General features: G+C 51.4%; 19 protein-coding genes. 12 read left to right on the top strand and 7 right to left on the bottom strand.

All coding sequences use genetic code 11. The features are described from left to right. Window positions 1-6: 6 nt before the first annotated feature. From murA to ACFVYJ_RS09370, 7 genes are all read right to left on the bottom strand, one after another. Window positions 7-1,269, bottom strand: coding sequence for a UDP-N-acetylglucosamine 1-carboxyvinyltransferase (gene murA, locus ACFVYJ_RS09400; RefSeq protein ID WP_419415293.1), 1,263 nt, complete (start codon window positions 1,267-1,269; stop codon window positions 7-9). Between the two features lie 20 nt (window positions 1,270-1,289). Continuing rightward, complete coding sequence (locus ACFVYJ_RS09395) at window positions 1,290-1,532, bottom strand: BolA family protein (protein ID WP_419415294.1); 243 nt, start codon at window positions 1,530-1,532, stop codon at window positions 1,290-1,292. A gap of 110 nt (window positions 1,533-1,642) precedes the next feature. Next, on the bottom strand, window positions 1,643-1,933 hold the full coding sequence (locus ACFVYJ_RS09390) for an STAS domain-containing protein (RefSeq protein WP_419415295.1): 291 nt from the start codon (window positions 1,931-1,933) through the stop codon (window positions 1,643-1,645). A 1-nt stretch (window position 1,934) separates the two neighbouring features. Beyond that, window positions 1,935-2,576: an MlaC/ttg2D family ABC transporter substrate-binding protein gene (locus ACFVYJ_RS09385; RefSeq protein ID WP_419415296.1), complete on the bottom strand. Its 642-nt coding sequence runs from the start codon at window positions 2,574-2,576 to the stop codon at window positions 1,935-1,937. Window positions 2,577-2,581: 5 nt separating this feature from the next. Beyond that, window positions 2,582-3,034, bottom strand: a complete 453-nt coding sequence (gene mlaD / locus ACFVYJ_RS09380; protein WP_419415297.1) for an outer membrane lipid asymmetry maintenance protein MlaD — start codon at window positions 3,032-3,034, stop codon at window positions 2,582-2,584. A gap of 1 nt (window position 3,035) precedes the next feature. Further along, window positions 3,036-3,815 carry a lipid asymmetry maintenance ABC transporter permease subunit MlaE gene (gene mlaE, locus ACFVYJ_RS09375; RefSeq protein ID WP_419415298.1) on the bottom strand — a complete coding sequence of 260 codons (780 nt, stop codon included), beginning with the start codon at window positions 3,813-3,815 and terminating at the stop codon, window positions 3,036-3,038. Then, window positions 3,815-4,627: an ATP-binding cassette domain-containing protein gene (locus ACFVYJ_RS09370; protein WP_419415299.1), complete on the bottom strand. Its 813-nt coding sequence runs from the start codon at window positions 4,625-4,627 to the stop codon at window positions 3,815-3,817. The genes mlaE and ACFVYJ_RS09370 overlap by 1 nt, the downstream gene beginning before the upstream one ends. Before the next feature lie 195 nt (window positions 4,628-4,822). On the opposite strand from ACFVYJ_RS09370, the gene ACFVYJ_RS09365 reads away from it, so the two are divergent. The 12 genes from ACFVYJ_RS09365 to mgtE all read left to right on the top strand — a co-directional run bounded on the left by ACFVYJ_RS09365 (window position 4,823) and on the right by mgtE (window position 14,104). Then, on the top strand, window positions 4,823-5,788 hold the full coding sequence (locus tag ACFVYJ_RS09365; RefSeq protein WP_419415300.1) for a calcium/sodium antiporter: 966 nt from the start codon (window positions 4,823-4,825) through the stop codon (window positions 5,786-5,788). A gap of 19 nt (window positions 5,789-5,807) precedes the next feature. After that, window positions 5,808-6,779 carry a KpsF/GutQ family sugar-phosphate isomerase gene (locus ACFVYJ_RS09360; protein WP_419415301.1) on the top strand — a complete coding sequence of 324 codons (972 nt, stop codon included), beginning with the start codon at window positions 5,808-5,810 and terminating at the stop codon, window positions 6,777-6,779. Then, a complete protein-coding gene (locus tag ACFVYJ_RS09355; protein WP_419415302.1) occupies window positions 6,779-7,315 on the top strand; it encodes a KdsC family phosphatase in 537 nt (178 codons plus the stop codon). The genes ACFVYJ_RS09360 and ACFVYJ_RS09355 overlap by 1 nt, the downstream gene beginning before the upstream one ends. A 3-nt stretch (window positions 7,316-7,318) precedes the next feature. Next, window positions 7,319-7,888: an LPS export ABC transporter periplasmic protein LptC gene (gene lptC / locus ACFVYJ_RS09350; protein WP_419415303.1), complete on the top strand. Its 570-nt coding sequence runs from the start codon at window positions 7,319-7,321 to the stop codon at window positions 7,886-7,888. Next, window positions 7,878-8,396, top strand: coding sequence for a lipopolysaccharide transport periplasmic protein LptA (gene lptA / locus ACFVYJ_RS09345; RefSeq protein WP_419415304.1), 519 nt, complete (start codon window positions 7,878-7,880; stop codon window positions 8,394-8,396). The genes lptC and lptA overlap by 11 nt, the downstream gene beginning before the upstream one ends. Continuing rightward, window positions 8,393-9,118, top strand: coding sequence for an LPS export ABC transporter ATP-binding protein (gene lptB, locus ACFVYJ_RS09340; RefSeq protein ID WP_419415305.1), 726 nt, complete (start codon window positions 8,393-8,395; stop codon window positions 9,116-9,118). The genes lptA and lptB overlap by 4 nt, the downstream gene beginning before the upstream one ends. Window positions 9,119-9,187: 69 nt before the next feature. Next, window positions 9,188-10,693: an RNA polymerase factor sigma-54 gene (locus tag ACFVYJ_RS09335; RefSeq protein ID WP_419415306.1), complete on the top strand. Its 1,506-nt coding sequence runs from the start codon at window positions 9,188-9,190 to the stop codon at window positions 10,691-10,693. A 48-nt stretch (window positions 10,694-10,741) separates the two neighbouring features. Next, on the top strand, window positions 10,742-11,032 hold the full coding sequence (gene hpf, locus ACFVYJ_RS09330) for a ribosome hibernation-promoting factor, HPF/YfiA family (protein WP_419415307.1): 291 nt from the start codon (window positions 10,742-10,744) through the stop codon (window positions 11,030-11,032). 12 nt (window positions 11,033-11,044) lie between these two features. Continuing rightward, a complete protein-coding gene (locus ACFVYJ_RS09325; RefSeq protein WP_419415308.1) occupies window positions 11,045-11,500 on the top strand; it encodes a PTS sugar transporter subunit IIA in 456 nt (151 codons plus the stop codon). Between the two features lie 2 nt (window positions 11,501-11,502). Further along, the gene (rapZ, locus tag ACFVYJ_RS09320) at window positions 11,503-12,360 is read left to right on the top strand and encodes an RNase adapter RapZ (RefSeq protein WP_419415309.1); all 858 of its coding nucleotides are present in this window, start codon (window positions 11,503-11,505) and stop codon (window positions 12,358-12,360) included. Between the two features lie 5 nt (window positions 12,361-12,365). Continuing rightward, window positions 12,366-12,635 carry an HPr family phosphocarrier protein gene (locus ACFVYJ_RS09315; protein WP_419415310.1) on the top strand — a complete coding sequence of 90 codons (270 nt, stop codon included), beginning with the start codon at window positions 12,366-12,368 and terminating at the stop codon, window positions 12,633-12,635. 83 nt (window positions 12,636-12,718) lie between these two features. Continuing rightward, complete coding sequence (gene mgtE, locus ACFVYJ_RS09310) at window positions 12,719-14,104, top strand: magnesium transporter (RefSeq protein ID WP_419415311.1); 1,386 nt, start codon at window positions 12,719-12,721, stop codon at window positions 14,102-14,104. Window positions 14,105-14,110 lie beyond the last annotated feature (6 nt).

Below are 14,110 nucleotides of genomic sequence, written 5' to 3'. Positions count from 1 at the left end.
TAGCCCTCAGCCCGGAACACGTTTGATACGTGCACCGAGGAGCTGCAGTTTTTCCTCAATACATTCATAACCACGGTCGATGTGGTAGATGCGATCAATCACCGTATCACCATTGGCAACCAGCCCTGCAATAACCAGACTGGCAGAGGCACGCAGGTCGGTTGCCATCACTGGCGCCCCCTGCAAACGCTCAACCCCTTCGACCACAGCGGTATTACCATCAATGGTAATTTTCGCCCCCATGCGCATCATTTCCTGCATGTGCATAAAGCGGTTTTCAAATATGGTTTCTTTCAGAATACTGACCCCTTCAGAGACCGCATTCATAGCAGAAAATTGCGCCTGCATATCTGTCGGGAAAGCCGGATAAGGTGCAGTCGTAATATTCACCGCTTTAGGACGATTGCCCTTCATATCGAGATCAATCCAGTCTTCACCGGTACTGATACAAGCGCCCGCCTCTTCCAACTTCTGTAATACTGCATCCAGAATCAGCGGCGAGGTATTTTTTATCCGGATATTGCCACGAGTCGCCGCCACTGCCGTCAGGTAGGTGCCAGTTTCAATACGGTCGGCAACCACTGAGTAGGTGCAACCATGCAGTGACTCAACACCGTTCACAATAATAGTATCGGTACCATGCCCGGTAATATCAGCACCCATGGCGATCAGGCACTGCGCCAAATCAGTGATCTCAGGTTCCCGGGCAGCATTTTCAATAATGGTTTGACCGTCAGCCAACGTCGCCGCCATGAGAATATTTTCGGTGCCGGTAACTGTCACCGTATCGAAAAACACTCGGGCACCCTTGAGGCGACCATTGCTGCGTGCACGAATATAACCACCTTCAACAGTGATGTCTGCACCCATGGCCCGCAGACCCTGAATATGCAGATCCACCGGACGCGAACCAATAGCACAGCCACCTGGCAGAGAGACTTCCGCTTCACCAAAGTGAGCCAGCATAGGCCCTAGCACCAGGATAGATGCACGCATGGTTTTGACCAGCTCATAGGGCGCACACAAGGACTTAATTGTGGTGGCATCCACTTCAACACTGAGCTTTTCGTCAATAACCAGTTCGACACCCATGCGTCGCAACAACTCCAGCATGGTAGTAATGTCATGCAGGTGAGGCAGGTTGCACACGGTAACGGGTTTATCTGCCAACAGTGTCGCTGCCAGAATTGGCAAGGCCGAGTTCTTGGCACCAGAGATGCGCACCTCACCAGAGAGTTGCTCACCACCGGTAATAATTAGTTTATCCATCGGGTTATCCGGACTGGGTATTAGTTCTGGACCGTCTGCCACTGGGCAGGCGTATACGTTTTGATGGTCAGAGCGTGAATCGTGCCATTGGCAATATGCTCTTTAAGACAGGCATAAACAAGCTGCTGCGACTTCACCGGGCGTAGGCCCTCAAATAGATCGCCCACCACTGTCACCTGAAAATCGCAACCTTCGCCAGCTGTGGTCACTACGCAGTTTTCTAACTGTGCTTCCAGGATCTGCTTGACCTCTTCCGCTTGCATGCAATGTTCTCCGCACTGTCAATAAAATCAGGCGCTCAATCATACCGGAAGACAATAAAAAAGGCGATGCCAAGCACCGCCTTATGATCCTGCTTCAGGGATTACGATCACTAGTTCAACTCATGATCCAAACCGACCAGTCTGGCAATTGACAATAGTTCATCCGGCACTGCAACCGCCTGAATCGCAACCCCAAGCTCACGGCTTTTACGCTGACAACAAAGCCAAAACGACAACGCTGAGCTATCAACCGTGGTCACCTCAGAAAAATCAACCCTGACCTCACCCTGCAAACCTGAAAGCAAGCGCTCAGCTTGCTGCTGCAGTGGCACAATATCACTGAACCGCAAGGGTCCTTGCAAGGCAAGACAGTTCTTCTCCTGCAGCTGCACCTCAGCCATATCAGGCGCCACCTTTGCCCGGGTCAACCATATTTTCCCAGTTAGTGATCGCCTGACCAACATCACCATTACTGCGTTGAATAATATCAGCAAACTGATTTTTGAACGTCAGCCTGAGGTTTACGCCATCCACCAGCACGTTCACCAGCCGCCAGCTAGTTTCTTCTTTAACCATGTAATACACCACACCGTAGCGGGTACCGGTATCCCCGATAATATCCACAGTCACAACCTGCTTGCCGGGTTCAGGACTATCAACACGAGGCTGTTGAATTTCATAGCCGGTAATACTGAACCCCACCATCGCCCTGGCGTAAGTTTTCAGCAAAGTCGTTTTGAACACACCAGAGAAGTGCTTGTGCTGTTCGGGCGTCGCACGACGGAAATATTTCCCCATCACGACACGGGAGATATAATCAAAGTCCACTACCGGTGCCAAAACACTATCGATGGCTGCAATCAAATCCGGCTCACGCTCAGGGGCCTTCAGGGACTCATCATTCAACAGTTCAATCATCTGGCTGGACTTATCGTCCACCACCGCACTGGCCTCCTGCCAGCTTGCATTTACCTGCCCAATACACAACAACATCAGGGCCAGAGTCACACACGAATGCTTAATTGCAGTTGCAAAACCTTTCATGATCTTTACTCACTCGCCTTGTTTAACAAGAATTTACCCACCAGATCTTCCAATACCAACGCTGACTGGGTATCACTGATATAATCGCCTTCCTTCAGCACCTCATCCTCAGCACCAACGGAAACACCGATGTATTTTTCCCCCAGCAGACCGGCTGTCAGAATCATGGCGGAAGTATCTTTGGTTAAATAATCCACACTATTAAAGATCTGCATCTCTACCCGCGCCATCAGCATCTGCTCATCCAGTTCTATATTGGTCACCCGGCCAATCTGCACACCAGACATGGTGACTTTAGACCGCGCGGTCAAACCGCCAATATTTTCAAACCGAGCATAAACCGTGTAAGTGCCTTCGGCGTTGGACACATTCAGCCCACTGACATTCAGCGCCAAAACCACCAATGCGATAATCCCTGCCAATAGAAAGGCACCCACGCTGATCTCTGTGATCCGCATATTAAAGTTCTCCGAACATCAAAGCTGTAAGTACAAAATCCAACGCCAGCACCGCCAGTGATGAAAACACCACAGTACGAGTTGTTGCCTGGCTGATCCCTTCAGAAGTTGGAACACAGTCGTATCCCTGAAACACAGCAATCCACGTCACAACAAAGCCAAACACCACCGCTTTAATCAGACCGTTCAGGACATCATTACTGAAGTCCACTGAGTGCTGCATATTGGCCCAGAACGAGCCTTCATATATGCCCAGCCATTCGATACCCACCAGCGCACCGCCATAAATACCAACCACTGAGAAAATTGCTGCCAGTACTGGCATGCAGAAAAAACCAGCCCAAAAACGTGGTGCGATGATCCGCCGCAATGGATCAACCCCGATCATTTCCAGACTGGACAGCTGCTCTGTGGCCTTCATTAAACCAATTTCAGCCGTCAATGCAGAACCCGCTCGACCGGCAAACAACAAAGCAGTCACTACCGGCGCTAACTCACGCACCAAACTCAGCGCAACCATCTGACCTACCGCCTGCTCGGAACCATAGTCGACCAGAATAGTGTAACCCTGTAGGCCTAACACCATGCCAATAAATAAGCCCGAGACTACAATGATAACCAGTGACAACACACCAACGAAGTAGATCTGCTGCAACAACAAAGGAAACATCATCCTAGGCTGAGGCTTTGCAACAAGCGCATGCACTAAAACAATACCGGAGCGGCCGACAGAAGCCAGCTTATCCAGCGTGCCTCGGCCTATCTGAGCCAATTGATCCATCAACGCGCCTCCTGCATCAACTCGCCCACATAATCCTCTGCGGGAAAGTGGAACGGTACCGGTCCATCCGGTAAGCCTTGCATAAACTGTTTAACCTTCGCTGAATCAACATCCCTCAGTTCCTGTGGCGTACCCTGAGCAACGACTTCAGTATCCGCAATCAGGTAAATGTAATCAGCAATACCCAGCGTTTCCTGAATATCATGCGACACGATAATACTGGTATGCCCCAGTGCTTCATTGAGCCGGCGGATAAGGTTAACCAGAACACCCATAGCGATGGGGTCTTGGCCGGTAAAAGGTTCGTCATACATGACCAGGTCCGGATCCAGAGCGATCGCACGCGCCAATGCTACCCTACGCGCCATACCGCCTGACAGTTCACTGGGCATCAAATCTTTAGCGCCACGCAGACCGACCGCATTGAGCTTCATCAATACCACATCACGAATCATCTGCTCTGGCAGATCAGTATGCACCCGGATCGGAAACGCCACGTTTTCATATACCGACATATCCGTAAACAGAGCCCCACTTTGAAACAGCATGCCCATGCGTTCACGAATTTCAAACAACTCCCGGCGACCTAAACGGGGAATATGCGCGCCATCCATAACAATATCGCCGCTATCCGGCTTGAGCTGGCCACCGATAAGCTTTAGCAGCGTCGTCTTCCCGGTTCCAGAGGGTCCCATGATCGCGGTGATCTTGCCCCGGGGTATCTGCAGATCGATATTACGAAAAATCGGACGTCCGGCCCGGGAGAAAGACAAGCCCTGGATATCGATAATGACATCTTCAAAAGGTTTCATAGAGTTCCATACACTTGAAATCACCAGCAAGAGCCTGCGCACAGTCAATCCACCGAGGCTCCGACAAGGGCTGAGACTATACCATTACATAGTAAAAACAGAAATATAGCCCGCGGCCAGAGCAAAATGGCCGCGAAGAACGATTTAAAGCCACGGTACATTTTGGTTTAATAGCCGCCTCGTGAATAGCCTGAGATGGACCCTATGCTTTATCCCGTACTCGCCGTACTTGCTGGCCTGACTTTACTGGTCTGGAGCGCAGACCGTTTTGTCGCCGGCGCCGCAGCCACTGCTCGCAACCTTGGCATGTCGCCATTATTGATCGGCCTGACAATTGTTTCCTTTGGTACATCTGCACCGGAAATACTGGTTTCAGTCATGGCCTCGCTGAACGATTCTGGCTCTTTGGCAGTGGGTAATGCGCTCGGCTCCAACATTGCCAACATCGCCCTGGTACTTGGTATTACTGCGCTAATCGCCCCGCTGCCAGTGAAATCTGGCATTCTGAAAAAAGAGATCCCACTATTGCTGGCCATCACTCTGCTGGCCTGCGTATTACTGTTCAATCTGCACCTGGGCCCCATGGACAGCATTATTCTGCTGTTGGCTCTGGCGGGCAGCCTATATCTGTTTTCACGCTTTCAAAAGAATGCCGGCACTGATGCCATCGCATCAGACGACGAAGCGCTCCCTGACCTGGCAACCGGCCCGGCCTTTTTCTGGCTAATACTGGGTCTGGTGGTACTGGCAGGCAGTTCCAGACTGCTTGTCTGGGGCGCCAGTGAAATTGCCTTTGCTATGGGCGTTAGCGAATTGGTCGTCGGCCTAACCATTGTCGCGATCGGCACCAGCCTGCCAGAGCTAGCCGCATCAGTCGCCAGCGCCTTGAAAAAACACCATGATATCGCTATTGGTAATGTTGTCGGATCGAATATTTTTAACCTTGTCGCTGTCATGGCAGTACCGGGGCTGTTGTCCCCCACCATCTTAGAACCCGCAGTGTTTTACCGAGATGCGATGGTCATGTTTGGCCTGACCCTGTTGCTGCTAGCCTTTGCTCTGTGGCAAAAGCCACCATCAATCAGCCGCCTCGAAGGCAGCCTGTTAACTGCAGCCTATGCAGTATATCTGGTGCTGCTATACACTATGACTGTTGTCTGAGAAGAGTTAGCCAAACCTTATGAATCAACCTGATTTTCTTGCATCGGCCAGACGTACCGTCCGCCTAGAGACCGAAGCTGTACGCGACATTGAACGTCATCTGGACGATAACTTCCTGCGGGCCTGTGACCTAATGCTGCACTGTCAAGGGCGTGTCATCGTCACCGGCATGGGAAAATCCGGGCATATCGGCAATAAAATTGCCGCCACGTTGGCCAGTACCGGCACACCCTCCTTTTTTGTTCACCCGGGCGAAGCCAGCCATGGTGATCTGGGCATGTTTACTGAACAAGATGTTGTGCTGGCACTTTCCAACTCCGGCGAAACTGCAGAAGTCGTGACCATCCTGCCCTTGATCAAACGCATGAATGCGCCATTGATCAGCATCACAGCCAATAGCAACTCCACGCTGGCTCAAGCCTCAGCCTCACACCTGTATATCGGTGTCGAACAGGAAGCATGCCCACTCAATCTGGCACCCACATCCAGTACCACCGCGCAGCTGGTCATGGGCGACGCACTGGCGATCGCACTGCTGGAAGCTCGTGGGTTCAGTGCCGAAGACTTCGCCTTTTCACACCCCGGCGGCAGTTTGGGTCGGCGTCTGTTACTTAAAGCAGAAACTGTCATGCATGCTGGCACTGACGTACCGATTGTCAGCAGCGGCACAACACTGAAAGAAGCATTACTAGAAGTCACCCGCAAGCGCCTGGGCATGACCGCTGTGGTCTCTGAGCAAGGGGTCCTGCAGGGTATTTTTACTGATGGTGATTTACGCCGAGCACTTGATCAAAACGTAGACCTGCAAAACACGCCAATCGACAAGGTAATGACAACCCACTGCACCACCATTAAGCCTGATATCCTGGCTGCTGAGTGCCTGCAGATCATGGATAGCCGAAAAATTAATGCCTTGATTGTTACCGACCACGACAACCGACCTATTGGCGCACTGAACATGCATGACTTGCTGAAAGCGGGAGTGATCTGATGAACACAACACCAACCCCTGAATTGCTTGGCAAGTTGCAGCAGATTCGACTGGTCGTGTTTGATGTAGATGGCATTCTGACCAACGGCCAGTTACTGATGCTGCCGGATGGCCAAGAAGTGAAACAGTTCAATATTCTGGATGGACTGGGTATCAAGCTGCTGATGCAGACTGGAATCGAAACCGCGATTATCACCGGGCGCCGCTCGCCCCAGGTTGAACACCGCGTCAAGTCCCTTGGCATTACCCATTTACGACAAAGCCGAGAAGATAAACTGGTCGCACTCACCGAACTGTGGCAAGAAACTGGCCACACCTCAGATAGCACCGCCTACATTGGCGACGACTGGCCTGATCTCAGCGCCATTCGCACCTGCGCGGTAGGCGCCACAGTGCCAAATGGACACCCATTAGTACAACAACATGCTGATTGGTGCAGTACCCGGGCGGGTGGCAATGGTGCCGCCAGAGAGTTCTGCGATTTAATCCTTACGGCTCAGGGCAAGCTCGACACCCTGGCGAATGCGTACCTTTAAGCGATGCTAGCCCCACGCACAGCCATCAGCATGACTGCCGCGTTATTGCTGGCACTGCTGTTCTATTGGGGTACCGACAGTGACAACCCACAAGACTTTTCAGCAGATAGCCTGGGCCTTAACCGCCAGATGGACTACTTCATCAATCAGGTACACCTGCTGCAGTGGCAAGCTGATGGCCAGCTACTTCGCACGTCAGACAGCCAGCGGATAGAACATTACCCCGAGCAACAGGCGAGCCAACTCTCCGCACCAATAAGTCACTTTTATCGCCAGGATGGCAATATTGTTAGAGTCACTGCTGAAAGTGGAATGGTGCCTGATGACAATAAACGGATTGAACTTGCAGGCGATGTAGTAGTTCTAGATAATCCGGGCCCTACGCAGGGCACCCGGCTCAATACTGAACAATTAACTATTTTCCCTGCACTGAAACAGGCAGACTCTAACAGCCGCGTCGTCATCACCCATCCCGACAGCACCACTGAAGGTGTCGGAATGCATGCTGACCTTGATAACGGCATTATTGAATTGCACTCTCGGGTAAAAGGAACCATCAATCATGCGCAATAGCCTGGGGCTAGTGTTAGCCACACTGTTTTTTCTGGCCAGCGGTTCAGCGCTGGCACTACCAGATGACCAGAATCAACCCATACACATCGCTGCCGATAAAGCCCGCATCAATGATAAGACCGGCATCACCACCTATACCGGCAATGTCATCATCACTCAGGGATCTATCCTGATTGAGGGCGACCAGGTTGAACTGTATCGATCGGACAGTGGTGTGGACAAAGTGATTGCCAAAGGTAAGCTGGCACACTTCCGTCAGAAGAACACTCCCACAGATCCCTTTACCGATGCCTGGGGGCTGCATATGGTGTATCAGGTCAACAAACAGCAGCTCACTATCACTGATCAGGCCAAAGTCATCCAGGGTTCTGATACTTTCACCGGGCAACGTATCGAATACGATATCGACCGTTCCATCGTGAATGCGTTTGGCGGTACCAACAAGCAGCAGGATTCTGGCCGGGTGAAAATGGTGATTCAGCCTAAAGTATCGCCGGATAAACCATGACTACCCTGACAGCAGAAAATCTGGCCAAGCGCTACAAAGGGCGCGAAGTGGTGCACGATGTATCGTTACAGATCAACAGCGGTGAAATCGTTGGCCTGCTTGGACCCAATGGAGCTGGCAAAACCACCTGTTTTTACATGATTGTCGGACTGGTACAAGCCGATCGCGGCAAAGTGATCATTGATCACGAAGATATCACCGGGCTACCGATGCATGGCCGCGCCCGTAAGGGCATTGGCTACCTGCCACAGGAAGCATCCATCTTCCGCAAACTGAGTGTTAAGGATAACCTTCTGGCGATCCTGGAGGGGCAAAAATCCCTCAGTAAACAACAAGCTTTGCAGAAAATGGACGAATTACTGGAAGAGTTCCATATTACCCATATTCGCGATACTCTGGGAATGAGCCTTTCAGGAGGAGAGAGGCGTCGAGTCGAAATAGCCCGCGCACTGGCCACAGAGCCTCGTTTCGTCTTGCTTGATGAGCCTTTTGCCGGCGTTGACCCCATTTCCGTCAACGACATCAAACAGACCATTCGCCACTTACAAGCCAGAGGGATTGGCGTTCTAATCACGGACCACAATGTCCGCGAAACCTTGGATATTTGCGAAAGTGCCTATATTGTTAGCCAAGGCACTATTTTAGCGCAGGGCGCGCCGGAAGCGATCATGACCAATGCGGCCGTCCGAAACGCTTATCTAGGTGAACAGTTCAGGCTTTAATAACAATTACCATAAAAGCAACCTCAATACTGTTGCAGTACCAGTGTCAGGAGTTCCGTTAAGCGGTCTATGAAACAAGCGCTTCATCTTAAACTTGGGCAACAGCTCACCATGACGCCTCAGCTGCAGCAGGCTATACGCCTTCTGCAGTTGTCGACGCTCGACTTGCAGCAAGAGATCCAGGAAGCCCTGGAGAGCAACCCGATGCTGGACATGACCGAAGAAGACGGCGGTCAACCAGAGAATGCGGCCAATGATGCTGAGAATTCCGAACGCAAGGAACCAGAAACAGAAGAAAACAAGTTCGAGCATGATCAAGCAGAAACGGTTGCGGAAGATAACTGGAATGATGAAATTCCGGTTGAATTAAGTACCGATAGCAGTTGGGAGGACACCTTCCAGTCCTCCATGCCCTCCTCTCCTGTAAGCAGAGGTGATGACGGCGAGAGCTTCGAGGCTAACGATAGCGCTGAAGAAACCCTGCAGGATCATCTGCACTGGCAACTCAACCTAACACCCATGTCAGATCTGGATCGTCTGATTGCCGACAACATCATTGATGGCATTAACCCCGATGGCTACCTGACCATCTCGCTGGATGAGATTTTTGAGCACCTGCTAAGCCAGCTAACGGACCAAGAAGAGCCCGTTGAACTGGATGAACTGGAAGCAGTACTGCACCGGGTGCAACAATTTGATCCACCCGGAGTTGCTGCACGAGATCTGAGTGAATGCCTTGCCATCCAGCTACGTCAGTTGTCACCCGAAACGCCCTGGCGTAATGAAGCCATTAAAGTGGTGCAGCAATATATCAAACTCCTGGGCAGCCACGACTACCGTCAGTTGATGCGAAAAACCCGCCTGAAAGAGCCTCAGCTTCAGCAGGTTGTGCAGCTGATTCAGCAGCTGAACCCTAAGCCCGGCGCCATGATCAGTAACAACACGGCAGAGTACGTGATTCCAGATGTCCTGGTGACCAAACAACGCGGCATCTGGACCGTAACACTCAACCCGGAAGTTTCACCACGCTTGCGCATCAATTCTGACTATGCGAGTTTAGTTAAACGCGCAGACAACAGCTCAGATAACACCTATCTTAAAAATCACCTGCAGGAAGCACGCTGGTTTATCAAAAGCCTACAGAGCAGAAACGAAACTCTGCTCAAGGTGTCCAATGAGATTGTGAAGCGACAGGCGGGTTTTCTGGATCATGGTGAAGAAGGCATGAAACCAATGGTGTTGCATGATATTGCCGAAGCGGTAGAAATGCATGAATCGACGATTTCCCGCGTCACTACGCAAAAATATATGCATACCCCTCGCGGTATTTTTGAACTGAAATACTTCTTCTCCAGCCATGTCAGTACAGCTACCGGCGGCGCCGCTTCATCTACCGCCATCCGCGCCCTGATTAAGAAACTGGTAGCCGCCGAGAATGCAACTAAGCCGCTGAGTGACAACAAAATTGCACAATTCCTCGATGAACAAGGTTTTAAAGTAGCCAGACGCACCATTGCCAAGTACCGTGAGGCACTCGGCATACCACCTTCTAATGAGCGTAAGCGTCTGGTTTAATGGAAGACGTAATTGGGTAACTACCCGCTACTGCCAAGGAGACAACCTATGCAGATCAACATTACAGGTCATCACGTCGAAGTAACTGAAGCATTAAACACCTACGTTCTCTCCAAGTTCGAAAAAATTGAACGTCACTTTGACAATATCACCAACGTGCAGGTCACGCTCAGTGTTGAAAAACAGCGTCAAAAGGCGGAGGCCGATATGCATGTTGCTGGCGGTCAAGTGTTCGCGACCCATGAGTCGGAAGATATGTATGCGGCGATTGATGGCCTTTCTGACAAGCTGGACCGTCAGATCATCAAGCACAAAGAAAAACTGAAAAAACACAAATAAACCACACCTACTATGCCACTAAGTGAACTTCTGACCCCCTCGAGCATCCATTGCGACCTCGAGAGCGGCAGCAAAAAGCGCATTATAGAAACCGCCAGCGAACTGCTGGCGGATGCGCACCCAGAACTCGATGCCACAGCATTGTTTAACGGCCTGCATGGGCGCGAACGCCTGGGCAGTACCGGTATCGGTTCTGGCGTAGGTATTCCCCACTGCCGTTTGGCTGAATGCTCTGCAGCAGTAGGTTTAGTGGTCCGCCTCAAAGAAGCCATCGACTTTGATGCCATTGACCATAAACCTGTAGACCTGCTGTTTTTCCTGGTAGTGCCGGAAGATGGTGCTGATGTGCACCTGAAGACTCTGGCCAGCATCGCTGAACTAATGGCCAACCCTGATGTTCTGGAAGCACTCAGAACCGCTTCTGGGCCAGAAAAAATCTACCAAATCATCCAGCAGCGGAGCGGGTAATCATGAAACTGGTTATCCTCAGTGGTCGTTCAGGCTCGGGCAAGAGTACCGCCCTGCAGGCCCTTGAAGATATCGGTTTTTATTGTATCGACAACCTGCCGGCACTGCTATTACCAGACCTGGTCAGTCAGATGAGCAGCGAAACCTGCCACCCGGAACGCATTGCTGTCAGCATCGACGCACGCAACTTAGTGAGCAACCTGTCGCGCTTTCCCGATATCCTGAATCAATTAAAACAGCAAGGCTGGGCAGAATGCGAAGTCATCTACCTTGACTCTGCTGAAGCCACTCTGATTAAGCGATACAGTTCTACGCGGCGCAAACACCCGCTGACAAACGAAAACACCAGTCTGCAACAGGCAATTATCCAGGAAAGCCAGTTACTTGAGCCCATCGCCAATATGGCAGACATCCGGATCGACACCACCCGCCTCAGCCTCTATGAACTCCGAGACACCGTCAAAATGCGGGTGGCCCAGCGCAAAGAACAAACCCTGTCGCTGCTATTTGAGTCCTTCGGCTTCAAGCACGGCGTTCCCCTGGATGCTGATTTTGTGTACGACGTCCGCGCCCTACCAAACCCGCATTGGATTCCAGAATTGCGTCAATATACTGGCCAGGAACAGCCTGTGGTCGACTTTTTGTCCGCCGAGCCGGATGTGCAAGTCATGGTGCAGGATATCCAACAATTCCTGGCGCGCTGGCTGCCACTATTTACTGCCAATAATCGCAGTTACGTGACTGTGGCCATCGGCTGTACCGGCGGACAACATCGATCAGTCTATATCAGTGAATGTCTGGCTTCTCATTTTGCTGGGCTTATGGATAATGTGCATGTACGTCATCGCGAGCTGAGCTAATCCAGATGCTTGAAAAACAAATAGAAATCATCAACAAACTTGGTCTTCATGCCAGAGCCGCCGCAAAACTGATCAGCGTGAGCAGTCGTTTTGCCTCGACTGTCTGGCTGATCAAGGACGGTCGCGAAGTCGATGGCAAAAGTATCATCTCGGTCATGATGCTGGCCGCTGCCAAGGGGTCCTGGTTGACGGTCCGCATCGAAGGCGAAGACGAAGCTAACGCAATGGCAGCCATCGAAACCCTGATTAACAACCGATTTGAAGAAGACGAATAAATTCAAACCCTCTACAGCCATTAACAATGGGTGCTTCCCCCCCCTGCCTTTCGCTATAATGAGCCTAATATTCAGATTTTCTTGTGAAAATCGAACCTCGACTGCAAACGGGCAAACGCATGGCTCAGATTGAACCTCAAGATCCCCTGCATAAACTCAGTGCAGCACTGTCTACTGGTGCGTTGCAGCAGGTGCGTTATACCCTGAACCATACCCTGCGACCCACTGAAGTGGCGCGCTTGCTGGAAAAATCTCCGCCCAAGGAGCGTCATGTTCTGTGGAATTTGATCTCTGCCGAGCTCGAGCCCAAAGTGCTGCAGTATCTGGGGGATGATATTCAGGCCGATATACTGAGCCGCCTGAATAACGAAGAAGTATTAGCACTGACCGAATCGCTGGATTCGGACGACATGGTCGATGTCCTGCAGCAACTGCCCAACCGTGTAATGCGCGAAACCCTGCGCATTATGGATAAGCAGAACCGGCGCCGGGTCGAAAAACTGCTGTCCTATCCTGAGGACACCGCCGGTGGTCTGATGAACACCGACACCACCACCATCCGGCCTGATATCACCGTAGAAACGGCGTTACGTTATATCCGACGCCATAAAGAGATCCCGGAGATGACTGACAGCCTGATTGTGGTCAGTCGAAAAGACTCTTATATCGGCCTGCTGCCTTTAACCAAGCTACTGGTCTCCGATACCACCATCACGATCCGCGAAATCATGGATACCGATGCGGACCCCATTGATGCCTTCATGCCGGATCATGAAGTAGCCAAGATGTTCGAAGAGCAGGACCTGATCTCTGCACCTGTCGTCAATGAACGTGGCAAACTGGTCGGGCGTATCACTATCGATGACGTAGTCGATGTGATTCGTGAAGATGCTGATCACTCGCTAATGAGCATGGCCGGTCTAGATGAAGACCATGACACCTTTGCGCCGGTCATGAAAACTACCCGCCGACGCGCTGTCTGGCTGGGCATAAACCTGCTGACTGCGTTTATCGCCTCAGCCGTGATTGGTCTGTTTGAAGACACCATCGAAAAAGTCGTGGCACTGGCTGTTCTGATGCCCATTGTTGCTTCAATGGGGGGTATTGCCGGATCACAAACTCTAACCCTGGTCATTCGTGGTCAAGCCCTTGGCCATGTTGATAAAAGCAACGCCAGGTGGTTGCTAAACCGTGAAATTATCGTAAGCATGCTGAACGGTGTGCTCTGGGCGGCGGTTATCGCCGTGGTCGCCACTATCTGGTTTAACGATATCAATATCGGTATCGTCATCGCCCTGGCGATTATCATTAACTTGATTGCTGGCGCCGTTGCAGGCACTTTGCTGCCCATTACCCTCAAAACTATGGGTATTGATCCGGCACTGGCCGGCAGTGTGCTACTGACAACTATTACCGATGTCGTCGGCTTTTTTGCCTTTCTGGGTCTTGCCACCCTGTTTTTTGCCTGAGAATCA

The sequence above is a fragment of the Pontibacter sp. JAM-7 genome, assembly GCF_048548695.2.
In the GTDB taxonomy this organism is placed as follows: Bacteria; Pseudomonadota; Gammaproteobacteria; order Pseudomonadales; family Balneatricaceae; genus Neptuniibacter.
The sequence above is the reverse complement of the archived record's forward strand: the minus strand, read 5'-3'. Positions and strand labels throughout refer to the sequence as shown.